22 protein-coding genes are annotated in these 25,260 nt (G+C 33.6%); 10 read left to right on the forward strand and 12 right to left on the reverse strand.

Features of this window, described 5'->3' with window-relative positions:
- The first annotated feature begins 27 nt into the window (after positions 1-27).
- From FFF34_006185 to FFF34_006220, 8 genes are all read left to right on the forward strand, one after another.
- Positions 28-1,350 carry a flippase gene (locus FFF34_006185; protein ID TSD66984.1) on the forward strand — a complete coding sequence of 441 codons (1,323 nt, stop codon included), beginning with the start codon at positions 28-30 and terminating at the stop codon, positions 1,348-1,350.
- A gap of 70 nt (positions 1,351-1,420) precedes the next feature.
- The gene (locus tag FFF34_006190) at positions 1,421-2,320 is read left to right on the forward strand and encodes a glycosyltransferase (GenBank protein TSD66985.1); all 900 of its coding nucleotides are present in this window, start codon (positions 1,421-1,423) and stop codon (positions 2,318-2,320) included.
- Positions 2,321-2,345: 25 nt separating this feature from the next.
- On the forward strand, positions 2,346-3,452 hold the full coding sequence (gene glf / locus FFF34_006195; GenBank protein ID TSD66986.1) for a UDP-galactopyranose mutase: 1,107 nt from the start codon (positions 2,346-2,348) through the stop codon (positions 3,450-3,452).
- Positions 3,453-3,844: 392 nt separating this feature from the next.
- Complete coding sequence (locus FFF34_006200; GenBank protein ID TSD66987.1) at positions 3,845-4,501, forward strand: hypothetical protein; 657 nt, start codon at positions 3,845-3,847, stop codon at positions 4,499-4,501.
- Between the two features lie 30 nt (positions 4,502-4,531).
- Positions 4,532-5,827 carry a hypothetical protein gene (locus FFF34_006205; GenBank protein TSD66988.1) on the forward strand — a complete coding sequence of 432 codons (1,296 nt, stop codon included), beginning with the start codon at positions 4,532-4,534 and terminating at the stop codon, positions 5,825-5,827.
- A 71-nt stretch (positions 5,828-5,898) separates the two neighbouring features.
- The gene (locus FFF34_006210) at positions 5,899-7,086 is read left to right on the forward strand and encodes a glycosyltransferase family 4 protein (GenBank protein ID TSD66989.1); all 1,188 of its coding nucleotides are present in this window, start codon (positions 5,899-5,901) and stop codon (positions 7,084-7,086) included.
- Between the two features lie 239 nt (positions 7,087-7,325).
- Positions 7,326-7,793, forward strand: coding sequence for a polysaccharide biosynthesis protein (locus tag FFF34_006215; protein TSD66990.1), 468 nt, complete (start codon positions 7,326-7,328; stop codon positions 7,791-7,793).
- A 6-nt stretch (positions 7,794-7,799) separates the two neighbouring features.
- Positions 7,800-8,279: an exopolysaccharide biosynthesis protein gene (locus FFF34_006220; GenBank protein TSD66991.1), complete on the forward strand. Its 480-nt coding sequence runs from the start codon at positions 7,800-7,802 to the stop codon at positions 8,277-8,279.
- Between the two features lie 4 nt (positions 8,280-8,283).
- Here the strand turns inward: FFF34_006220 and FFF34_006225 are convergent, their stop codons facing one another.
- From FFF34_006225 to FFF34_006280, 12 genes are all read right to left on the reverse strand, one after another.
- Positions 8,284-9,384, reverse strand: coding sequence for a glycosyltransferase family 1 protein (locus tag FFF34_006225; GenBank protein TSD66992.1), 1,101 nt, complete (start codon positions 9,382-9,384; stop codon positions 8,284-8,286).
- Positions 9,384-10,472 (reverse strand): glycosyltransferase family 4 protein, encoded by a 1,089-nt coding sequence (locus FFF34_006230; GenBank protein ID TSD66993.1) that lies wholly within the window; start codon positions 10,470-10,472, stop codon positions 9,384-9,386. The genes FFF34_006225 and FFF34_006230 overlap by 1 nt, the downstream gene beginning before the upstream one ends.
- 4 nt (positions 10,473-10,476) lie before the next feature.
- Positions 10,477-11,544 carry a hypothetical protein gene (locus FFF34_006235; GenBank protein ID TSD66994.1) on the reverse strand — a complete coding sequence of 356 codons (1,068 nt, stop codon included), beginning with the start codon at positions 11,542-11,544 and terminating at the stop codon, positions 10,477-10,479.
- Positions 11,545-11,555: 11 nt separating this feature from the next.
- Positions 11,556-12,425 carry a glycosyltransferase gene (locus tag FFF34_006240; GenBank protein ID TSD66995.1) on the reverse strand — a complete coding sequence of 290 codons (870 nt, stop codon included), beginning with the start codon at positions 12,423-12,425 and terminating at the stop codon, positions 11,556-11,558.
- Positions 12,422-13,381 carry a glycosyltransferase family 2 protein gene (locus FFF34_006245; protein ID TSD66996.1) on the reverse strand — a complete coding sequence of 320 codons (960 nt, stop codon included), beginning with the start codon at positions 13,379-13,381 and terminating at the stop codon, positions 12,422-12,424. The genes FFF34_006240 and FFF34_006245 overlap by 4 nt, the downstream gene beginning before the upstream one ends.
- A 16-nt stretch (positions 13,382-13,397) precedes the next feature.
- On the reverse strand, positions 13,398-14,486 hold the full coding sequence (locus FFF34_006250; GenBank protein TSD66997.1) for a glycosyl hydrolase: 1,089 nt from the start codon (positions 14,484-14,486) through the stop codon (positions 13,398-13,400).
- Positions 14,487-14,500: 14 nt separating this feature from the next.
- On the reverse strand, positions 14,501-15,652 hold the full coding sequence (locus tag FFF34_006255; GenBank protein ID TSD66998.1) for a glycosyltransferase: 1,152 nt from the start codon (positions 15,650-15,652) through the stop codon (positions 14,501-14,503).
- On the reverse strand, positions 15,649-16,710 hold the full coding sequence (locus tag FFF34_006260) for a hypothetical protein (protein ID TSD66999.1): 1,062 nt from the start codon (positions 16,708-16,710) through the stop codon (positions 15,649-15,651). Before FFF34_006260 ends, FFF34_006255 begins: the two co-directional genes overlap by 4 nt.
- A 213-nt stretch (positions 16,711-16,923) precedes the next feature.
- Positions 16,924-18,453 (reverse strand): lipopolysaccharide biosynthesis protein, encoded by a 1,530-nt coding sequence (locus FFF34_006265; GenBank protein TSD67000.1) that lies wholly within the window; start codon positions 18,451-18,453, stop codon positions 16,924-16,926.
- A 54-nt stretch (positions 18,454-18,507) separates the two neighbouring features.
- Entirely contained in the window at positions 18,508-19,560 is a 1,053-nt protein-coding gene (locus FFF34_006270) for an NAD-dependent epimerase (GenBank protein TSD67001.1), read from the reverse strand.
- Between the two features lie 48 nt (positions 19,561-19,608).
- Positions 19,609-22,038, reverse strand: coding sequence for a polysaccharide biosynthesis tyrosine autokinase (locus tag FFF34_006275; GenBank protein TSD67002.1), 2,430 nt, complete (start codon positions 22,036-22,038; stop codon positions 19,609-19,611).
- A 15-nt stretch (positions 22,039-22,053) separates the two neighbouring features.
- Positions 22,054-22,839, reverse strand: coding sequence for a polysaccharide export protein (locus FFF34_006280; GenBank protein ID TSD67003.1), 786 nt, complete (start codon positions 22,837-22,839; stop codon positions 22,054-22,056).
- A 599-nt stretch (positions 22,840-23,438) separates the two neighbouring features.
- On the opposite strand from FFF34_006280, the gene FFF34_006285 reads away from it, so the two are divergent.
- Positions 23,439-24,203: a ChbG/HpnK family deacetylase gene (locus FFF34_006285; GenBank protein TSD67004.1), complete on the forward strand. Its 765-nt coding sequence runs from the start codon at positions 23,439-23,441 to the stop codon at positions 24,201-24,203.
- A complete protein-coding gene (locus tag FFF34_006290) occupies positions 24,163-25,260 on the forward strand; it encodes an endonuclease/exonuclease/phosphatase family protein (GenBank protein TSD67005.1) in 1,098 nt (365 codons plus the stop codon). Before FFF34_006285 ends, FFF34_006290 begins: the two co-directional genes overlap by 41 nt.

Raw genomic sequence — 25,260 nt, forward strand, 5'->3', positions numbered from 1 at the left:
TAGGGCTTTTAAAAGAGCATATAATATATGAGTAAAGAAAAAAGGGTTTTATTAGGAAATATATCAAGCCTTTTTTCGGTAGAGGTAGCCAACTATGTGCTGCCCATGATTAGTATACCCGTAATAGTACGCATAATAGGTCCGGATAAGTTTGGGCTAATTAATTATGCTGCGGCAGTTATAGGTTACTTTGTACTTATTGTTGATTATGGCTTTAACCTTACTGCAACCCGTAAAGTAGCCCAAAACAAGGATGACAATGCTTACTTGGAAGAGCTTTTTAGCACAGTACTTTGGAGCAAGCTGTTATTTTTCCTATTCACACTCATCATATTTTTAGCTTGCTTCGCCATTTTTCCATTATTTAAGGCAGAATGGAAATTAATGGCTTATAGCTACATTATACTTATATCATCAGTAGTTACTACTAACTGGCTTTACCAGGGTATGCAGGAATTACACCGGGTAGCAGTATTTAATATTTTAGTAAAACTAATATTCACTATATCTATTTTACTTATTGTAAAGCAAAAATCAGATTACGTTTACCAGCCACTTGTATTAGGTGCAGCACAGGTAATAATAGGGTTTTACTCTTTCAGATACGCTTTGCGCAGATATAATTTACGTGTTATTGCCATCCCTTTAAAAAAAATCATCACCATTATAAAGGATGATCGCATACTTTTTTTCTCGCAGGTAGTTATATATCTGTACACAGCCACTAACACTGTTATTTTAGGGAGTTTGGCAGATAATACCCAGGTAGGGTTTTATTCGGCTGCTTTAAGGTTTATACAGATAGCGCAATCCCTTATTACATTACCGTTATCCAATTCTTTTTTCCCTTATGTAAGTACCGCATTTGGTAGAAGTAAACAAGAAGGTATAGCAGCAGCTCGCAAAGTATTGCCCATTGTAGCACTTATTAGCTTAACAGCATTTGTGGGTATGGTTACATTGGGTCCGCTGGTGCTGGGCTTATTTTATGGCGCTAAGTTTCAACCCAGTATTCCAATCTTCGTCACACTATCATTAGTTCCGTTTTTAATTTGTGTAAGCAACGTTTATGGCTTGCACGTAATGTTAAGCTTAAAAATGGATAAGGCGTTTTTTAGGATAACCACCTGCGGCTGTATAATAAGCATCTGTTCAAACTTTTTATTAGTACCATTATATGGTGGTCTGGGTTCGGGGTTTAGTTTAATTATAACCGAAAGTTTTATTACTATCGCTTTTATCGTGTACCTGCTTAAACAAAACATCAACATTTTTGCATTAGCAGATTTTCACCCAAAAAAAATCCAACTGCTATTTCAATCAACTCTGTCCTCTCTAAAAAGGAAGTAGCCATATATATGGGTAAGCACTTAATAATATATAGGATTAAGCTTTTTTAATTACTTTTACTGCTGATAATATGCTTAATATAGCTGCTGTAATTGTTACAAATAACAGGCTCGCCCTATTACAAGAAGCGGTTGAGGCTTTACGGCTACAAACGTATCTACCAACCACCATTATTGTAGTAAACAACGATAGTAATGATGGCACCCACCAGTGGCTTGATGCTCAAACCGATATAACAGTTATTCACCAGCAAAACCTGGGTGGTTCCGGAGGATTTTATACAGGTATTAAAGCAGCTACAGCAAACAGCGCAGACTGGATATGGCTAATGGACGATGATACCATATGCCAGCCTGATACATTGCTTAGGTTAGTAGAAAAACTGCCTTTTGTTGAAGAACCAGTAGGTTTTATAGGTAGTAAGTGCATTTGGACAGATGGCAACCCGCATTTGATGAATATACCTGTGATAAAAAACGCAGTGTATAAAAACACCCCATTTAACAAGTATGATAGCAAAGGGTTATTGTTAGCAGAGATGTCGTCTTTTGTATCGATACTTATTAATGCCGAAGCGGTGCGCGCTGTTGGCCTCCCCTACAAGGAGTTTTTTATTTGGGGCGACGATCAGGAGTATACAAAACGCATAACAAATAATAATTATTTAGGCTTGTACTGTTTTGATAGCCTTGCTTTACATAAAACAAAGGTTAATTATTTTCCTGATTTTTATAACGATACGGTTCCAAATTTGTGGAAACACAGTTATGGTTTCCGGAATGAATTTTTTATGGCAAAACAAAATAAAGGGTTATTTTATTACTCTATATGGCTTATAAAAACGCTTATTGTAAAAATTTACAACATCCTGCGCATACGTAAAGGTGATAAGTTTAAATTTATAAGCGTTGTATTAAATTCGGCCTGGAGATCGGTATTTTTCGATCCCAAAATTGATAAAATAGTTTGAGTAATATTAACCTTAGTTAACGTAAATGAGCACTAAACGCTACCTAATAATTGGGGCGGGTTTTTCGGGGGCGGTTATTGCCGAACGTTTAAGCCGCACACAAAATTGTACTATAACCCTAATTGACGAACGCACACATATAGGCGGCAATTGTTATACCGAACGGGATGCCGACACCGGCGTAATGGTACATACTTACGGGCCTCATATCTTCAACACAGATAATCATGAAGTTTGGGAATATATACAGCAGTTTTGCCAAATGATGCCATACATAAACCGTGTTAAGGCAAACTATCAAAATACTATATATTCCTTCCCTATTAACCTGCATACTATTAACCAGTTTTTTAATAAGACATTTAACCCAGAGCAGGCAAAAGAATTTATAGATGGAATTGGCGATAAGAGCATACAAGAGCCGCAAAACTTTGAAGAACAAGCGATAAAATTTATTGGGCACGACCTTTACAAAGCTTTTTTTTATGGTTATACCAAAAAACAATGGGGGTGCGAACCTACCGACCTGCCTGCATCAATTTTAAAGCGCCTGCCGGTTCGCTTTAATTATAATGACAACTATTATAATACATCCCTCCAAGGTATCCCAAAGGATGGATATACGGCTATTTTTGAGAAAATGCTTAATCATCCAAGTATTGATGTTTTATTGAATACAAAGTTCGATAGTGCGTTTGATACAGCAGGCTACGATCATATTTTTTATACAGGCCCTATAGATTCATTTTTTGGGTTCAAACATGGCCGGCTGAGTTATCGTACTGTATTTTTTGAAAAGGGCGAGGCTAGTGGTGATTACCAGGGCAATGCGGTTATTAACTATGCAGATGCCAATATCCCTTACACACGCGTGCACGAACATAAACACTTTACGCCGTGGGAGCAGCACGAGAAAACTGTATATTTTAAAGAGTATAGCAAGGAAACTACAACAGAAGATGTTCCTTTTTATCCTAAAAGATTAAAGGACGACATGGAAAAACTGGCCTTATATCAACAAGAACTACATCAATTAAATAACTATACCTTTTTAGGTCGCTTAGCCACCTACAGATACATGGATATGCACCATGTGATAGCAGAAGCTTTAGATATTGTAAGCAAATTTTAATAAAAGTGACTGGCAGGTATTACATAAAACAAGCTGTAAAAAAAGATTTGGATGCCGGGCCGAAAGCAAAGGCCGATACTTATAAAACACTGGATAAAGAAGGCTTTATACCTATTGTATATATATCTGACGCTAAAGGCAGATTATCCAGATATTATCATAGCCTGCTTATTATTCTAAAAACGCTTCGTTTATCAAATGCTATTGTTTTTATGGAAAACCCCATAACTAACTGGCGTTTTTTGATATTAGCAACGCAGATAATGCGATTTAGAAAAAACCACCTTATTTTATTGATACATGATGTTGAAGGGGAACGATATGATTTCGCAAGGCACTTAGAAGATAAGTACATGTCGTGCTTTAATTCTATTATCGTACACAACCAAATCATGAAAAGCTTTTTAGCGGATCGTTTAGACCCTAATATAAAACTATACCCATTAGGTATTTTTGATTATTTGCTTAATGATATCTACAAACAAAATTTAATTGAGCCGCTGCAAACCCAAAGTATACCCCAAAAATGGGATGTTATATATTGCGGTAACTTAAACCGAGTAAAAAGCAGTTTCATTTATTTGGCAAACAAACTCGATAAAAAAAACTGGTTGTTAAACTTGTATGGTTTGGGCCTTGAAGAAGACATACAAACTATAACTACTAAATACCACGGTAGTTTTGATCCAAATATGCCAATTATTGAGGCAGGTTCGCATTTTGGATTAATTTGGGATGGCGATTCTATTGAAACCTGTAGCGGGGTATATGGCAAATATCTAAAAATGAATAACCCGCATAAACTATCGCTGTATATTGCTATTAATATGCCCATAATTATTTGGGAACAAGCTGCCCTGGCTGATTTTGTAATAAATAATGGGATTGGATTTACGATAAGCAGCTTACACGATATTGATGATAAGTTATTAAACATAACTTATAAGGAGTATCAAGCTTTCAAAAACAATCTAAAACAATTCAATAAAAATGTAACTACCGGACAATATTTAACTTTATCTTTAAAACAAGTTCGACAGCATTTATAATATTAAAAATATCCTTTCAACAGAATAACGATGAATTTTTTTAAACAAATCAATATATATTACATAGTTACTTTACTTTTCCTGCTGCTATCTTCAAATGCCAATATACTGGCTTCTAACGATGTTATTTGGTTTTTGATTTTGTTATTTATGTGTTCTGTTGCTGCTGTAAAAAAACTAATAAATTTAAAGGACGTCAGGATATTTTCAACATTTGCGCTGGCTTATCTTATATTATATTTTTTTAGAGATATTGTTATTAATAAATTAGACTTAGATTTTATTGTAAGCGATACATTATACCTTTTTAAGTATATTTTATTAAGTTTTGTATTCTGTAAAATATTAAAGGAAAAACTTGCAACATATGTTGTTAAAGTTGTGGTGCATTTAACAATTATTTCTTTTGTTTTTTACGCGTTACAATTAATTGGTTTAGGTGATTATATTTTCAAATACTCCTCTGCCTTGGGTTTAAAATCAAAAAGCGATTTTGAAGACTATACCAATTTTATCATTTTCACCTTTTTAAGAGGTTCTGAATTCAGGAACGCAGGATTTGTATGGGAACCTGGCGCTTTTGGTTGTTTCCTTATTATCACAATGATATTAAACTTCTTTTTAAACAATTTTACAATTGACAGAAAGGCAAAAATTTTAATTGTCGCAATGTTAACAACATTATCTACAACTAATTACGTTTCATTGCTGGTTCTTTTGTTTTGTAGATATCGAATAAAAGTGGTCAAACTTAATGTCGGTGCTATTTTTTTGGTTTTGATCTCCGTTATTCTTGTTATTTATATACCAGTATTAGGTGACAAAATCACAAACACCTATACGAAAGATATGGCTGATTTAAACCGCCTAAATAAGCTGGCACCTTTTTATAGGCATATCAGGTCTCAAATTCCTTTAAATAGATTTTCAAGCATGGCTTTTATTTACGATACTTTTGGCTTTAAGTTGTTATTAGGTGTTAGTAACAAATACGAGGTAATTGCCAACAAGATTTACGACATCGATATATCAAATGGAATCTTTGATTTCGCAGCACGATTTGGATTTCTTGGATTGATATATGTACTATATAAGTATTCAAAATTTTGTTTAAACTATATAAGAAATATAGAACATCTAATTTACTTTTTGTTGATATTTTTGATACTTGGTTTTGGTGAACCTGTATTAACCCTGCCTTTATTTTTAATATTTTTATTTATTGATTTAAAACAACTAAACTTATTTAACGCTAAAGTACGTAGAGTTAAATTTTCCGATCTTGATATGCCTCCCATTAAGACTAAATTAAAAATAGAGAATTAAATAGCGAGCCATAATTTAAGCCAAATAATAGCCTAATTTCACGATTATGTACATCTCAAATAAATGATCTATTGAAAATTACTATCTTAAATAATGATTTCAGAGTTTATTGGAAAGGCAGATTAAAATTCCTTCATCAATATTTTGCCGAAAAAAATATAGAATTTACCGCTGCAGAGTTTTTTGGTAAGGGTACGGCTTATGATTTTGACCAATACAATAATGAACATGCCTGGTGGAATTGTTTATTTCCTGATCACAGTTCAAACGATTTATCAAAAAATACAATAAAAAATATTACTTTTGATTTTCTTGATAAAGTAAATCCGGATATTGTTATTGCCCCCTCAATAGTTTTTTTTGCCGGTGCCCTTGGTATGCAATGGGCCAAAAAGAACAAAAAAAAATTCGTGATGTTTGATGATATCAAGCCCATACAAGTTAAAAGAAATTTTTTTGTGCAGACCATTAAGAATTTAATCATGAAACAATCAGATGCTCTATGGGTTCCTGATGTGGATTATGATATGGCCTATGACAAAATGCTGGGCAAGCCTATGACGTATTTTCATGGACTTAGTTGTATTGATAATAGCCTTTTTTATTACAAAGAAAACAAGCCGCTTAATAATAAAAGCATACTATGCGTTGCACGATTAGTGCCGGTAAAAAACTTAGACAACTTACTTAAGGCATGGAAAATAGTTGAACAAAGTAATACTGGATATCAACTTAATATTATCGGTAGCGGCCAGCAACACGATTATTTGCAAAGCATACATGCAAGCCTTAATCTTAACAGTGTAAGCTTTTTAGGCAATGTTGATAATGCAGGCATTGCAAAGCATTATTATTATTCAGATGCGCTAATATTACCTAGTTTATCTGAGACTTGGGGCTTGGTAGTTAATGAAGCAATGGCAGCGGGTTTACCAATTTTGCTTAGCAACAAAGTAAATGCTATAAGCAGCTTATTAAAGGAAAACTTTAATGGTTATAGCTTTGCCCCGTTAGATATTAATGGGATGGCAAACACCATACTTAGATATATTGAATTGGATACTGATAAGAAACAAAAGATGTCCGCTGCTTCCCTAAAAATGATTGAAGCGATGGATTATCAAAATATGGGGCATAGTTTGTATAATGGATTAAGTAAAATTGCCGGCAGCAGGTTTAAAAAACCTGGGTTATTTAATTCTACCATAATAAACGCCTGGGACGGCCGGTACAATACATTAGGGTGGGATAAGATTTAAAAAGCCTATTAATAAGGCTTTAATATTAACTGATTTGAATTTTTTTAATTATTTATATAACAACATACTTACAGTTAAATTCAAATAATTAGCATAACAGACGCATATTTTAAGTACTTTTGATACTAATAAAGGTTAATTTAACTTGATAAATCTATATTAGTTTATAAGTCGTAATTACACATTAATAGTAAAAACTTAATTGGTTTAGATTTTACTATGAATCTTTAGATTATAAAATGAGGAAAAAAATTTTAATTGTATCATCAACAGGCGGGCATTTGAACGAGGTATTACAATTGAAAAAACTCTTTGCAGAACACGATTGTTTAGTAGTTACAGAAGACATTCCGATCAATAAGACCATATTAAATGGTTATGATTATAAGTTTGTTAGAAGTAACGGAAAGAACCGTGACTTAAAGTTTTGGAAAAATTTGATTATTAATTTTTTCGTTTCTTTTAAGATCATAATGAAGTACAGGCCAGATATAATTGTCTCAGCCGGCAGCCATACTGCAGTTCCATTTTGCTATATTGGAAAATTACTTGGATGTAAAGTTGCCTTTATACTTTCCTTTTCAAGAATTAAATCGAAAGCCATGAGCGCGAACCTCATTTACCCTATTGCCGATTTATTTTTTGTACAGTGGGAAGACATGAAGAAATTTTACAAAAAAGCTATTTATGTTGGACCCCTTTTTTAATAACGAATGATACTTGTAGCTTTTGGTACCTGGACTATGCCATTTTATCGCCTTTTAAAGGAAGTAGAAAGATTAGTTAAAGATGGTATTATAACCGAACAGGTTATAGTACAAACTGGTAATACACCTTGTGATTTTGATTTATTTGAACATAAGCCCTTTTATGATAAAATAGATTTTGAGCGATTATATGAAGATGCATCGTTTGTTATAGTACAAGCGGGAGAAGGCTCTATTATGCATGGCTTAAAAAGCAATAAGAAGGTTATATCAGTAGCCCGCCTTGCAAGGTACGAAGAGCATATAGATGACCATCAATTAGATATCCTGAACACTTTTGTAAACAAAGGGTACATATTAGGATGGAACGAAGGAGAAAAGCTTGAGGATATTATCAACAAGATACCCACATTTAAACCGGTGCCCTACCCTTTTGTAGAAGAAAATATATCTGATGTGATATTAGAGTATTTGAAAAAGTTGTAATTGATTACTTCCTTTTAGCTATTGCTTTAAAATGCTCTTCGTATTGATCTACAATACTTTTCCAGCTATATTTTTCTTCGATTTTTTGATGATTGTTAGATAACATCCTCGCAGATTTATTATCAGTTTTGTCCGCCTTTTTTACTACATCTCGCACATCCGTACTGTTAGTGAAATATAATGCATCATCGCCCAATATATATTTATTGAATGGGTTATCATTAGCGCATATCAAACTATTAGATGCCATTGCTTCTAATAATGATGGATTAGTACCGCCAACAGTATGCCCATGAAAATACAATTGAGAAAAATAGCGAAGATTATTTAATTGGTTTATATCATATATACCGCCAATGAACTTTATGTTATTATGTTGTTCAAATTTCTTTTTTAAATATTCGCCAAATGTAGTTGTATGCTTTCCGATAACTAAAAAGGTTAAATTACTTTCTGCTAAAACAGCCCCATCTAAGATAGTTTCAATACTATTTTCAGGTTCTAGCCGAGCTATTAATAAGTTATATTGAAACACCTTTAATTGATAATTATCTAAGACACTTAAATCCGGATTTTCAAACAAGTGGGCGCCATAAGGGATAAAAGTTGATTTTTTACCATATTTCTCAAATAGGTACTCTTGGATACCAAGAGAATCGGCGATTAAGTGGTCGCTGTGTTTAATGCCCAATTTCTCAGCATAAAGCAAAAAAGACTTCACAGGTTTGGAATACTTTGTCCGTTTCCACTCTAATCCATCCATATTGGTCGTTATTACCGCTTTAGATGGCAATAACATCCCCCACAAACTATTACTTGTGTAGCCTAATTGTAAGATAATATCGAGATTTCTTTTCCTACTATCTAAAATACAGTTTAAATCATAAATAAATTGCCCGGCAGTACCCAACATGTTTTCAGGGTCATAACAATGTACAATCTCAACACCATTCCATTCTTTACTTTTATAAGGATGTGTGTGCGAGTTATATACAACAACCTGGAAACCACGCTTTGCAAGGCCGAATGCTAAATATTCCGCACATTGTTCAAAACCTCCATAATGGTTAGGAATTCCTCGGGTTCCTATTATTGCAATTCGCATCAGTCTTTAAGTATTTCTTTATATGCCTCCAAGGTTTGTTCGGCTGCTCTTAACCATGTATACTGGCAAACTAACTCTTTCAGACCTGGATTTACAGAAGTAGTATATGCTTTAATTATAGCGGATTTTATTGAAGTTACATTATCTGGCTCACAATAAAAAGCATATTGTTTAAAATATTCTTTAGTATCACCTTTATTAGTTATTACTATATTACAATCCATAATTGCTGCTTCAAGTGAACTTAGACCGGTAGTTTCGAACCAGCTTGCTAACACATGAACTTTTGCTGCCTTATAAATCGCCCTAAGCTCTATTTGTGAGATATGTTCAATAATAACTACATTATTAGAACCTTCAGCTAGGCTTTTACATTCATTATAATAAGACATGTGATTAGGAGAAGGCTTTCCAATTATTGCAAGTTTTAAATCGGTGTTTAACACGGCTTTAATCAAATTGAGTTGATTCTTTCTACCTTCAATTCGACCTACACATATGATATAATCTTTGAATTGTTCATTTACCTCAATTGTTTCGTTAAACACTTCAGTATCTATTGCATTAAAAACTTTTTTATATTTCGCATCTACACAATAGTGATTTGTGAACCTTTTATATTCATTATGAGAATTTGGCAGCAAAATAGCCGAACGTTTGGCCACATACCTAACCGATGCCCTATGCCCTTTTAATAAATAAGATAATGAGTTAATTCTATCTCCATTTTTTAAAAACCTGCCTATCACTTTAAGATATTCAATTTGATCTTTATTTAAAAGTCTCAAAAATAAATTAGTCAAACCACTTCTATTTCTAATTTCATATTCGCTATAGTCAACAAATATTGTTGACGTTACGAAAGGTAACTTTGAACGTATGATATGTGGTATAATATCATCAGGGCGAATAATGTTGAAGAAGTGTATTAAGTTGTATTGCGAATAATCAATTATGTCACCAGTTAAATGGATATCTACTTTTACATTTAGTTTCTGTAAATATTTAGCCGTAGAAATTATTTGAATTGTATCACCCCCAGGGCTTAAATTTAAAGTATTTCTGGCAATCATTAAAACTCGAAGCATTTCACTATTGATTGTTAGCTTGTTTAATTGCAGGTAAAAAATCTGTTGTTTTTGAAGGTGTTAACCAGGCACCTTCCCCATATTCGTTCCAAGCATAAAGCAAAGCAATCCGTTCTTTAGGCGTATTATTAGGATGAGTATTTACCCATTTGCAAATATTAGCTACCGACTTATATACAGAGTTTGTAGAAAATCCGGTGTACCGGGGTGAGTTTGCATATGATTGGTTTTGATCCGCCCATGGCCTTGGATCCCAGTTTAGTGTAGATACCGGTATATAAGGTAATTTGTTTCCTGAAATCTTATTCCATTCCTTCGTTTCATTCTGCTGGAGCTTCTCAATCGGGACAACTTTTTCGGACCCCGTGAATCCGGCGTAGTGGTAGTTATATCCTGTTAACACATCGTATCCGCATAACTTAGCCGATGCTATATCTACACCGTTACTTCCTACGCATGCTGCTATTGTTACACCTTTAAGGCCGCATGCAATTGCCTTTTGCCGAAATTTATCAAAAGCCTGTTTAACGTTTATAAACGAACCAAATTCCTCATTAAGGCCTTTCGGCGTGAAAAATATGATCAACGGTTTATTGTTTACGGTTAAATAATTTTTTGATTTAAATAACTTTATCCATTCGGTAGTGAGTTTATCCCAGTCTCGTTCGCGTACCTCATTACCTTTATGGTTAGCTATCATTAAACAAAATTTCAATTTGTCTTGATAAGGAGATTTTAAGTAATATGATAAAGCGTTGTTTAAAGGTGTGGCGGTATCTTTTACATCATTGTACCAACAGAAGCTAAAAAAAGATAAGCCTGATTGCGAAGCTGCCAGTATTTGCTTATCTACAATTTTTTGCGAACTCGTGATCCATCCCCATATCGGCTTACGCTCGCTATATGTATTTTTTAGCTTATCAGTTATATGATACGGGTAAGTGCCTGTCCAGCCGTCAAAATAATACGCGCCAACCTTCACATTTTTTGTTTGAGCAAATGAGGGTATGTTAAGGCATATTAAACATGCGATATTTATAATAAGTATTTTATTGAATACTGACATAATCATAAGTACCAAAATTAGTTAATATTTAAATATCCCCGAGAAAACTCATTTGCTATTTTTAGATAGCTTTTACTTTTTGAATTTAACACCATTATATTTATGAGCGGGTAAAATAAAACCATCAATTTTGCCTTTATCTTTTTAAAGTTAGCTTTTTTGATACTGTATAGGCCATCAATAATAATTTCAGACTTACCTAGCATATAGGCGTAATTATAGATGTAATTTTGGTTTAACTTTTCATTTATTTTATGATAAACAATTAATTGTGGTGTATAAAGAATTTTGTAATTTTTTAATGTGGCCCTTTTCATATAATCTACCTCTTCACCACCTAATAACTTTTTACCATTACGCCCAAGGTGTATATCATACTTTCCAATATTAACCGCAACCAGTCTTCTCATCGCATAATTTGCCCCCATCACCACGCCTACTTCTTTCTCTTCATCGCCTAAATCAAAAACGCTCGCCAAATAATAATACTTTGAAGGTAACCAATTAGGTATAATTGCTTGATATGGCAACACCTTACCTCCAATTATGTCATTACCTGGTGTTAGAAATTTGCTATCTAATATTTTAAAGTAATTAATATCAAGCTCCAGATCATCATCTAAAAAAACTAACACATCTCCAATTGATTCTTTAATGCCTCGATTACGTGCGTGAGATAGCCCCTGATTGTATTCAGCTATATAACGTACACTTAAATTTTTTAAAAATGATTCAATAACTGTTTTAGTACTATCTGTAGAATTATTATCAATAATAAGTAGTTCGAAATCATCTCTATTAACAAGAGCTTCCAAAACCGATTTTATTGTATCTTCTAAGTAACTCGCCCTATTATAGGTTGAAATTATAATACTGTAGTTAATCATTTTTTAAATAAAGTAAAACCCTTTGTGTATGTCTTTAAAGTAAATAATATTAAATAAATTGCTCCAAATAAAGTGTAATATCGGCCGGCATTAATTCCATTAGAGGCTGACTTCATCACTTGAATTTTTTTGCCCAAACCAATATTAGTATATTTAATACTTTCAATCATCCATCGTAGTTTATCTAACTTGGTTGTAATATCTATTAAATCATTGTCTTTAAAATATCTATCGATCCAAGACAAATATTGGAGGTTCGCTTTAATCTTGCGCTCTACAAAACTCTTGTCACCATTATTTGAGGAGATATTAGAACTACTGAAACGCCAATAAACCTTACATCCGAATATAGTATATACTGGTTTATTACCCATAAACTTTATCCATGTAGCATCGTCGCTTCCCCACGCAAGGTCAAACTCTTCAAACCCCCCCTTTTCAATATATAATGTCCTTTTAAAGATATACTCTACAACAAAACTTGATAACTGTCGGGTTACTTTACCCCAAAAAAATATTTCAGCATTCAATTGTTTTGAAAATGGTAGATATGATATTGTTTTACCATTTTTATCAATTATCTCAACATCAAAATGAAACAGTGCTTCTTCGGGGTGAGACTCAACTTCAATGTAAAAAGACTCAACACAAGTTGCATCCATTATATCGTCATCTGAGAATAGCCATATCCAATCTTCGTTACATAAATCAATACATCTCTCCCAATGAGCTACCAAATTCTTAGCACCTAAATTCTCTTTAAACCTTACATAATTAATATCAATTTTATTTTCAAACTTCGACACGATTGAATATAAATCAAAGGGACTGGCATCGTCACCTATGAATACTGTAAAACGGTTATCGGTTTGTGATAAAATAGAATTTAATGTAGCCTCAAGATAAGTATCTTTATATGCTGGAATTACAATTGCTAGTTTTTTAGTTGACATCATTATGATAGCTATTAAGCTAAAATCGCCTCATGACCTCTGCTGTTGCCTTTAAATAGGCGTCACCCCATTTTTCGCATGGTTCTAAATGATTACCTTCAGCCCATTCGTTCCACGCATTTATAAAAACAAAGTTTTCATCACTTTTACCCGGGCTAAATTCATCGCATCGCTTTTGTAATATCTGCTTATACAAATCCGGTGTAGAATTTAAATATATACTTGCCTTACCCCTATTCCTTCTAACATAATTGTCCCACATTGGCGTAACACAGGGATACAATAATTTATCAAAATATTTTTTAGGCGCCTTTAACATATCCTTATAATTATAAAGATTATTTTTCTGTTTGACTGTAAGTGGTATTTTAAGTTTAACTAAAACTTTGTCTAAAAGTGTTCTTTTTATTGGAGGAACGTTAAAAAATGGTGCGAATTCAGCAAGTGCGTTTACATTAATATTATTTGCATATGATGTGCTTGTGTTCCATTTTACAAAGGCAATAATGTAAAGTCCATCAAAGCCATATTCTTTAGCAGTTTTATTCCAAATGTCAATTGTTTTATTAAAGTCAGGAATAGATTGGGGTGAATAAATTATAAAAACCGGCTTAGATTCGACCGAGATATATCTGGCGTCACAAAAAATATTTTCGCATAGATATCGCATATGTTTAATATCGTCTTCAAGCGAGTAATCTTGTTTTATTAATATCTCTTGTTCTTCTCCGTCCCATCTCCTTGTCCAATTTTCATTAGCCCAACAAATACAAAATGGAAAGTCTGGCTCTTTTAACTTTATTACATCTTGAAGTGGTCTTTCTAAAAGAAGTTTTCCATTAAACCAATAATGATAATAGCAAAAACCATAAATTTGATTTTCTTTAGCTAACTGAGCTTGCTGTTGCCTAATTTCAGGCAATCTTAAATCATAAAAACCTAAATCGGCAGGCAAATGTGGTTGGTACTGATTTTTATGTATTTTTTTTCCTTTAACAACCTTTCTCCATTCAGTAAAACCTCGGCCCCACCATTTATCATTTTCTGCAATCGGATGGTATTGTGGTAAATATATTGATATCGCTCTGAGCTTTTTTTGCACTTCCATGTTCAAGAGTGGTATTAGTGTGTTATGATTTCTTTGTAATAATTATAAACTGAAGTCGAATTTGCTTCCTGAGAATATAGCTTGGCTGCAGTAATTTGAGCCATATGTATCATCGGAAAATAAAATTCTATGCCATTGTTCACAACATTTTTAATTGCATGTAATAAACCTTTTGTTCCGGTATAGAGTATCCCTAATTTATCTCTCTCTAAAATCTCATTGGTTCCTGCTGAATTATTCCCAATAACTAAACATCCATTATACATAGCTTCAACCGTTATACGGCCGAATCCTTCGTGTAACGAAGGAACAATTAAAGTATAAGCATGACGCATTAATTCGTATACATCATCCCTAGGTCCTAAAAATTTTATTTGATTTTCTATACCATTCTTTTTAGCTAAATCAATCAGCGTTTGTTGATAGTCAGGTGTTACTTGTCCAGCAAAATATAAATAAAATTCATTGTTATCTTTTGTAAATTCTATAAATGCTTCCACCAAAACCCTTGCACCTTTATTTTCTGTTAATCGCCCAACATATAAAAAATATTTTTTTTTATGCTCAGAAAAATAAACTTCATTTGACCTCATTATACCATTATAAATTATCCTTGAGTTTTTGGATAAATCAAAATGATTGTAAATCCCCAATGTAATAGCTATTACATGATTGTTTGCTGCTAGAAGTTTTTTTTTAAAGGATTTTTTACTGTAGAGAGTTTTAAAATTAAAATCTAAATCTTGATACTCTCTTAAGTGCCACACATGCTTGATATTGAGTATTCGGGCGCACTGATAACCTATTAACAATGGCCCAACATTTGAATGTATTATATCAACTTTGTTAAGTTTTACATAACGCATTATTTTTAATAATGCGATAAGATTGCACATTCGTATCTTAATGTACCTGGGAATAAACAAAACATAGTCTTTTAAACCACCAACATAAGGCCAAACCGACAGGAAATAAGTTAATACAATATAAGGAATTTTCCTCTTGTTAATTTCGTCGTAAATACTTTTATCTTCATTTTCCGGTAAAATCAAATATGGCGACACTCCTTTCATCATCAATCCATCTAACATGTTTAATAATGATCTATTAGAACCTTCTTGAAGCGTCGAAGAATGCATCACATAGGCTACATTTATAGATTTCATTCGTCATACAATTTAGGTGGAAGAACCGTAATAAATATAATTAATTCGCATGACCAAAGCGGATAGGCCCGTTGAATAAATGCCAATATATATATAACAAGCAGCGCTAAGCCTAATTTAGACCTATTGTATAAAACAAGAGAAAGGTAAAACAAAAAGACAATAGCCGTTCCCGCTATACCATTTTGAACTAAGTAAACTTTATAGCCAGCGTTACCACCCTGTCCAAACTTCAATTCGTTATATCTTTTTGCTCCAATACCAAACCAAATATCATCCTTATTTATTAAGGACGAATAATAATTATCAAACGATTTTTGCACCCGGTTATTCCCTTCAATATCTCCTTTAGATTCATTGTATTCCAATCTCGAAATGATCTTTTTATTAATAACATTTGCCCCTCCCTGATAAGTAGTAAAAAAGTAATACCCGCTAATTAGTAATATAAGCCAGATAACCAAGTATATTAGCACTTGGCGAGAATAGATAAGAACGTATAAGGTAAATGAGAAAATGGTTAGGATATAAGCAGCTAATGAAAGGGTAAAAAAAATAGCTATTAAAATAATTAATACAGGCAACCGACGTATTTGAAAATTATTAGCATAAAGCAGAAATGCCCCTACCATACCTAAATGCCCGGGTTCTAAAAATATTGCGCAAAACCTGTTAGGATATAATAGGATATTTCTTAAACAGAAAAAATAGTTGTCATATACATAAGCATCCCATGCAGGATTTGACACTCTACCTAAACTTGGTAAGTCTATACCTGATAAAAGTAAAATCCAAATAAGTATTGAAAAAAATAAAATGACGGCTACAGTTGTAGTAATAAACTTCAACAAATCCACTTTAATGGAATCATGTAGTTGAATAAGTAGTATTATAGGTAAAATTGGAAGGAACCCTCCGACAAAGAAGTTTAAATTGAGCTCGGTATTAAGATCAATCGTTAAAAAGTATGCAATTATTAAAAGAATAGATGGAACTATAGTCTTTGCATTAAATTTTAACGATGATGCTCTTACTTGCCATATAAATGGCCAGCTCATTATTAAACAAATTATTGATGTAACCAATTGGGTCAAATCCCACGTAAACCATGAATATAACGATTGCAGAAATAAAAGCAGGTATCCAAATTTAAAAGTATACTCAAAAAAACGATTAGCTTTATAAGATGGGTTTTGAAATACTTCGTAAGAATTGTATGTATCAGTATATCTTTTAGAAGCCATATTATAGGAGACCTAAATTTTACCTTTTTAATTAAATGACTTTGTGAAACGTGATTTCGCCAAATTGAATAAGGATTGCCGCTCGTCTTTCTTTAAGCCCACAACTGTAATAACAATGATTCCCCATAATACAGCTGATATCTCAACCGTAAAAAATTGGAAAAATCCATCACCAATTAGCAGCTTTATAAATGTCGGTATAGCTAAACCCAAAACAGAGACAAATATAACAGTGAATAAAACTTCTTTTACATAACTATAGATTGATAAATTAATCAATTTACGTAACACTAATAGTCTGATAAAGAGCGCTATCGAATATACCAATATTAACGTATAAAAGGTTGTTTCTGCGGGTAAACCTTTTTTAAATAATATATAAGAGATTGGCAAGGTTAGTAAAGTAAACGAACCTACCCAAACCTGATAATTCTTAATATCTCCCGTTGCCCTTGCTGTTTGTGTTAATGGGTTTTCTAACGAATTTATTAATGAAAATACTATTGCCAAACGTGTAAAAACCACCATATATTCAGTACTATTCTTTAGCCAAATTTTTAAAAAAACATCCAGCTCTAATAAAATAGGTAAGGCTATTATGTATAAAAGATAAAATGATATTCTAGAACTTTTAAAAACAAGTGTAATCATATCTTCTCGTTTTCCCGAAGCATAAGATTTCACTATTTGTGGATTCACTGCTGTATAGAAATTTGTTGAGAATGAATTAATAGATGTACTAACCCTAAAAGCTATTGCGCGGGCGGCGTTTACAACTGGTCCAAAAAATATATTTAATATAATATTCATTCCCTGGTTATTAGCAACATATGTAATTGCTCCAAATAAATTCCACGCCGAGTAATTAATTAAAGTTTTAAACAGTTCCTTATCCCAATGATATTGAAAACGACTTTCTTCATAATTGCGACGGCATACTAAACGATATAAATAAGTAATTATACCAGTAATAGTAAAAACCAAAAAGCCATATAACTTCAATTTATCAACAGAAAATAAAACTAAAAGGTAAACGATTATTAATTTCAGTAGTACTTCAGCTATACTTATATAAGCATAAAATGACATATTCTCTCTAGCAATAATAATTGCTTCATAAGGGATAGTCATCATAGCGAAAATAAAAGACAGAATTGAAAATTGATATATCCAGTTTGCAGCTACAATTCTATTTAATGGTATAACCATCTTATTGTTTAAAAACCAAAGGCCCACAGACTCTGCCATAATCAAAACAATAAAAGCAATTAACGCATATATAATTACCGTCAAGCTAAAAGTTCGTTTAAGTTTAACTAAATCATTACGTCCTAACTCAAATGAAAAAAATCTTTGTGTAGCAGATGCCATAGTGATACTTAAAAACGAAAACATCTCTACAACTCCACCAACAACATTAAATATACCATAATCTACAACTCCTAACGTTCGCAATACTACCCTAACTGTATATAAAGACACTACCATACTAAGCAGCATCCTAAAATACAGCATAAAGGTATTTTTGGCTATACGTTTATTGTTAGATGTTTCCAATTAGTTAAATGTAGTTATCGGGGACTAATTCATTAAGCATTAAGGCACATTGCTTTATGCGCTATAATATCCTTTATACCATTCCACAAATTCATTTAAGCCATTTTCGATAGTAGTATTTGGCTTATAATTAAAATTGTTTATCAAGTCGTCAACATTTGCCCAGGTAGATGTTACATCACCCGGTTCAATATCCTGGTATTGTAAAACAGCCTGTTTTCCTATGCTGGTTTCTATCTGTTTTATAAAATCCATTAACTCTACCGGCGTGTTGTTGCCGATATTATATATTCTGTAGGGCGCGGTAGACCGCGAGGGATCGGGATTTTTAGCATCCCAATTCTCATCCGGTTCTGCCGGTTTATTCATTACATTAATAATACCGGTAACAATATCATCCACATAGGTAAAATCTCTTTTCATTTTACCATGGTTAAAAACTTTTATCGGCTTACCGTTTAATATGGCATCGGCAAATAAGAAATAGGCCATATCCGGCCGGCCCCACGGGCCGTAAACCGTAAAAAAACGTAAACCGCTAGTTGGTATCTTATATAAATGACTGTAGGTATGGGCCATTAACTCGTTAGCCTTTTTACTTGCAGCGTATAAAGATACCGGATGATCTACATTGTCATGTACTGAAAAAGGCATGTTAGCATTTAAGCCATAAACGCTTGACGAACTTGCATAAACCAAGTGCTTTATTTTGTTATTACGGCTTACCTCTAAAATGTTTAAAAAGCTTACCAGGTTAGATTGCGCATATGCATCGGGGTTGAGGATGGAATATCGTACACCAGCCTGTGCGGCCAAATGCACTATAATATCAAAGCCTTCTTTATGGCAAAGAGACACTAACTCCCCTTTACTTTCCAAGTTCATCCGTATAAAACGATAGTTGTTATACGTAGAACTTATTACTTCGCAATGCCAGTTTACACTTTCTTTATCAATCCCACATTCTGCAAGGCGGGCAAACTTTAATTGCGGGTCGTAGTAGTCGTTAATATTATCTACGCCAACCACCTCGGTATCATTATCTATTAATTTTTTAACTAAATGAAAGCCAATAAAACCAGCCGCACCTGTAACAAGTATCTTCATTATTGTACTGTTATAAAATAGTAAATGAGTACTTAGTACATCTTTAAATTAAAACCTACTCAAAACACCTTTCATTACGCTTCTAAAGGTGGTTTTTTCTTTTGTAGCATACGAGTTGTATGAATTACTATAGCCGCCATAGCCGCCGTAACCATACCCATAGCCATAGCCGCCGTAACCGCCCGAATCCTTATTGATACCGTTAAATACGATAGTAAATTTAGGGAAACGATTAGCTTCGTTAATGCCGTTAACAAACTCTAGTTCGTACTTATGGGTATACCCCTGACGAACCACGTATAAAGATGCATCTGCAACCCTTGATATGATCAGTGCATCTGTTACCAGGTGTATTGGTGGTGAATCTATCACAACATCGTCGTACATCTCTTTCAATTTTTCAATCAACTGGTCTAACCTGTCTTTCTCCAATAACTCTGATGGGTTAGGTTGGATTGGGCCGCAACTTAAAATATCAAGTCCTGGTATTCCAGATGGCTGGATAAGTCTTTTTACATCGTCTGTTAATTCTGCTAAATAATCGCTGATACCAGGGTTATCCGGTGATAAACCGAAGCTTATGGACACCTTTGGTTTACGTAAGTCCATCTCCAAAATTATCGACTTACGACCCGCATACGCCAAGGTCACTGCAAGATTCGAGCTAACGAAGCTCTTACCTTCACCGCTTACACTTGACGTAAACAGTGTTACACGGCCTTTATCGCTATTGCCGTGTAGGTGATATAAATTGGTACGCAGCACCCTAAACTGTTCTCCAATAGCAAATTTGCTCCTGCCCTCGGTTACAACAATTTGTTTATCTGTTGTTTGATAAGATAGTTCACCCAAAATAGGGATCTCAGTTTCATCTTCAATTTGTTTACGGCTGGTAATTAAATCGTTAAAGCTTTCTCTTGCAAATAACAAACCTGCGGCGGCACCAAGCCCTATTATAAAAGCAAGCCCATATACTAAAGGCACAATTGGCCATTTAACTTTTCCGGCATGGGCATCATCAACAATTTCCGAGTCGGATATTGAGGAAGCGTAACGCAAAGCAACCTGCTCGTGTTTCTCTAACAAAAATTTATATACGTTCTCTTTGGTTTCTTGCAAACGCTTTAAAGAAGAGTATTCTTTATCCTGACCAGGTATCATTTTCAAGTCAGAACGCACACCTGTACCTACGCTTTCTATTTGCTTTTTTTGAGCAAGTAATGATGATTTTATAATGCCAATTTTATCTTTAAAATCATTTTTTAAAGTAACTATTTGTTTATCAATTGGTATAAATAAGGGGTTCGCCTCGGGCGTTGTTGCCAGAAGTTTTTGCCTGTCTAAATGCAACTGAGTTAACCGGTCGTATAACACAACTAAGGTTGGATCGCCCAGGTTTGCATTTATCGCAGGCATTTTTTGCGAGTTTTGAGAAGAATTAGCATATCTTTCAAGCGAGTTGAGTATACTTAATTGTAAATTAATGTCGTTAAGCGAGCGGGTATTAGCCAATTGTAAGTCTCTGTAACTTTGCGCTTGCGCATTAATATCAGTTATGTTGTTACTGCTTTTATATTGCTCAAACTGTGCCTCAATTGAATTTAATTCTTTTTTAAGCGAATCAAGCCTAAAATCAATAAACTTTAATGTTTTTTGAGATAGCTTATTCTTGTCCTCCATTGCATACTGAAGATACAAAGCCAAAAGTGAGTTTAGTATATCCTTACCACGTTGAGGCACCTGATCTGTAGATGTTAGGTTTACAAACGGGGCATCCTTATTCTCCAATTCTACTTTGATCCCACCCTGGTAGCCATCTGTTACCAAATCAGGGTCTTGAACTATTATTTTCAGGTCTTTACCAATACTGCCTTGCAAGTCGTCTGTTGCATCAAGTTTCCAGGTACCAAAGCTAGTTGCTACCGGGCTACCGTAATTATAAGTTTTGTCACCTTCTATCTTATTTTTTAGTATAAAAGAATTTGTGTTTAATATAACATCAATCACTTGACCTGCAGGGCCAACATTTTCATGTTTTTTTACAAACTGAAACTTTACAGGATTTCTGCCATACAAATCAACACTTCTAAGCCCATCTTTTTGATAATATGAAACCCACAACTGCAAATTATCAACTACTTGATAGATCAGTTTTTTCGATTTCATTACTTCTATCTCGTTTTCGACAATAACAGGCTTATCAATAGGATCAAGCTGTTGCTCTGTCGAACTTTGATTTACAGTTAATGAAGCTGATGATGCTGTTGGCGTTTTAAATTCAAGCGTAGCTACAATAGGGTAAACGGGCTTAGCAAGCTTCAAATAAAAATAAGCGGCTGTTAAAGCCAATACTACACCTACAACAAATAATGGCCAGTGATATAAATATTTCTTAATTAAGATACTCAGGTTAGATGACGGGTCATTCCCGCCGGCAGGAAGTGCAAGAGTAGTGATTTGAGTTTGCTGTTTGCTCATAAAAACGAAGTAATATTATCGAGTTAATAGTATGGCCAAAATGGATAATGCGGCTATTGCCAATGAAGCTTTTTGATAGGCCGAGTCGCTTGACGAAACCTTGTCGCGGTTTGGCTGCACGTATATTACATCATTATTTCTAAGGTAATAATACGGCGAATTGAATAGCTCTTTCTGTGTTAAGTTTACAGTGTAATATTCTCTTTTACCATTCACCTCTCTTACCAGCAATACATTGTTTCGTACACCGGTAACATTCAAATCACCAGCAAGGGCTAATGCTTCGGTAAAAGTTATACGTTCGTTAAATACATCATAAGTACCCGGGCGTCCAACGTCTCCTAATACAGAAATTTTAAAGTTTTGTATACGCACATTAACATTTGGGTTGGTTAAATACTTAGTAAGCTTTGATTGAACATCGGCAGCTATTTGCGAGGTAGTAAACCCTGCAACTTTAACCGCACCTACATAAGGCAGGGTTATATTTCCGTCCTGATCAACCAAAAAACCCAATACAGCGTTTTCATTGGCGTTTCTTAGATCCAGATTGTTTCCATTTAGGCGCTGCAAATTATAGTTAAAAGCCGCATCAGCTTCGGGGTTTAAACTGGTTACGTGCAAGCCCAACAAGTCGCCCGGTTGAATGGCTAACGGGGCGTAATTGTTTATGGTTTCCGTTACTAAAAGGCTATCTTTTTTTAGATTCTGAAAATAAGGTACATTTTTATAACTGGTACATGAACAAAATGAAATGAGTATTAAAATAAAAAATGTAAAATGTAAGTTTTTAAATTTCATGTTTATTATTTGATAGCATTAATTATGAAGCCATGAGCACGGATATGCGCACGATAAATATATATCGACATTTAAATACAAAATATTCCATTTGAAATAGAAACGATTCATATTTGTGAGCAAAGTGAAACGAGCTCAAGTAATAGTTTTTGTTAAGTGTTTAAGCCAAAACAACCTCAAAAAATGCGATTGCTAAAGGCATTATCAATATTATTAAATCAATTAGATTACGTCCCAAAAATAATAAAAAAAATCACTCTTAGATTATATTTTATGACAGAATGCGCATTAAAATTTCATTAAATTAAATAATACTAACATTTTATTGCACTTTTTTATAGTTATGCAATGTTTCTATTAACATTTGTATGGATTAATAAAAAGGTATAATTATAAATTTATAGTTAATGAGATGATTTTTACGTATATTTTTTTAACATTTTACGCAATATTAAACCCAAAGATTTTATTAAAAATAAACAAACTCTTTAAGATAGAAATCAATATTGTTTATCCTACTAATTTGGCGAGATTTGTTGAGTACCTTGGGTAAGGTAGCTGAATGATGGTTTATAGTTATTAATTAGCTAAATTTATAAATGCTGCTAAATAAAAATGTAATTGCCACTGCAGATGATTTTGGCTTAAGTTCTTCTGTAAACCGGGCTATATTAAAGTGCTTTGATTTGAGTGTTATTAACAGTACATCGTTTTTAACAAACACTATTTTATTTGAAGAATCCGTAAATACCTTACATCAAAACCCAGTCATACAAAACGTAGGTGTACATGTTAATTTTACTGAAGGTAAACCTGTTAGCAACTTTAAACTAAAAAAATACCTGGACAGTGAGGGTAACTGGGACAGTTTAAAAACCACAAAAGTGCTTAGCATTTTAAATGCCGAAGCGAAGACCGCCTTTACTGCTGAAATAGATGCTCAGATAAATAAGGCCCTATCCCATAATGTTACCATTACACATTTCGATTCCCATAATCACGTACACACACTGCCGCAATTTCAAGGTGTTTTTTTTAATGCCGCAAAAAAACACAATCTTAAACTAAGGCTTGCACAATCATATAAAGAGAACAGCTACATTAAATATACCTATCGCAAATACATTAACAACAAGTTAATAGCTAATGATCTTAACTACTCGGACAGGTTTGAAACGGTTGGCTATTATTTGAATAACGCCCACGTAAATAATGTAGTTACAGAAATAATGCTGCACCCCGATTTAGATACTAACGGCAACCTTACCGATCATTTTGAAGGCTCGGTATTGACGGAATGGATCAACTATATTAAAAAAGAAAATGTTGCCAATATTCAAGAAAAAGTTAATTATTACCGATAAGATAGTCCTTTGTATAAATATTGTAGCCACTTTATTTTTATTGATGAGCTACCTTGCTCCATATGCCAACCCGGCTAAGTTCGGCTTAATAGCTGTTTTGGGTTTTGCCTATCCAATACTGGTGCCGGTAAATATGATTTTTATAATTTATTGGCTAATTCGCCCCATTAAACTTTACTCATTACTATCCCTGGTAAGTGTTATCATTGGCTTTAGTTATATTATATGTTATTGCGGTATGCACTTTAAAAGTAGTTTAGGCCAACAAAAGCCTATGGGAGTTATACGCATTATGCAATTTAATGTACGTGCGTTTGGCATTTTTGACGACAATGGAAAGGCTGTACAAAAAGGCATTTATAACTTCCTGAGAAATACCAACCCGGATATTATTAGCATGGAGGAATTCTATTCAGTTATTTATAATAATGGTGATGTAACTGATTCTATCCGAAGGGTAATGCAGTCGAAGTATAAATATTTTCAACCATTTAAAATCACCCCTACCGACTCTACCGGCAATGCCATATTTAGCAAATACCCTATTATACATTCAGGGGCTGTGTTATTTAATAATGGTGATTTTACAAGGGCTATATATGTCGATGTTAAAATACAGGGTAAAATAGTAAGGGTATACAGCGTTCACCTTGCGGCGGTACAAATTCAGGATGAGGAGAAGGCAAAGTTCCTTGAAGGCAGGATATCTATTAACAGAACCTTATTTATAGAAAACAAACTGATAAGCGCGTTTAAAAAAAGAAGCCAGCAGGCCGACGTTATTAAACAGCATATTAATAAATGCCCCTACCCGGTCATAATAACCGGCGATTTTAATGACACCCCTATTTCCTATTCGGTAAATACCATTGGGCGTGGTCTACAAAATGCGTTCAAAGCAAAAGGGAGTGGGTTTTTAAAAACTTATTACAGCAATTACCCCTTGCAGATAGATTTTATTTTTACTGGTAAAAGCTTTGATATTCTTAACTATTTTACGGCAGACAACAAGCTATCAGACCATAAGCCTGTTATAAGCGATGTTTTGCTCAAGTAA

This window comes from Inquilinus sp. KBS0705, from assembly GCA_005938025.2.
Classification (GTDB): domain Bacteria; phylum Bacteroidota; class Bacteroidia; order Sphingobacteriales; family Sphingobacteriaceae; genus Mucilaginibacter.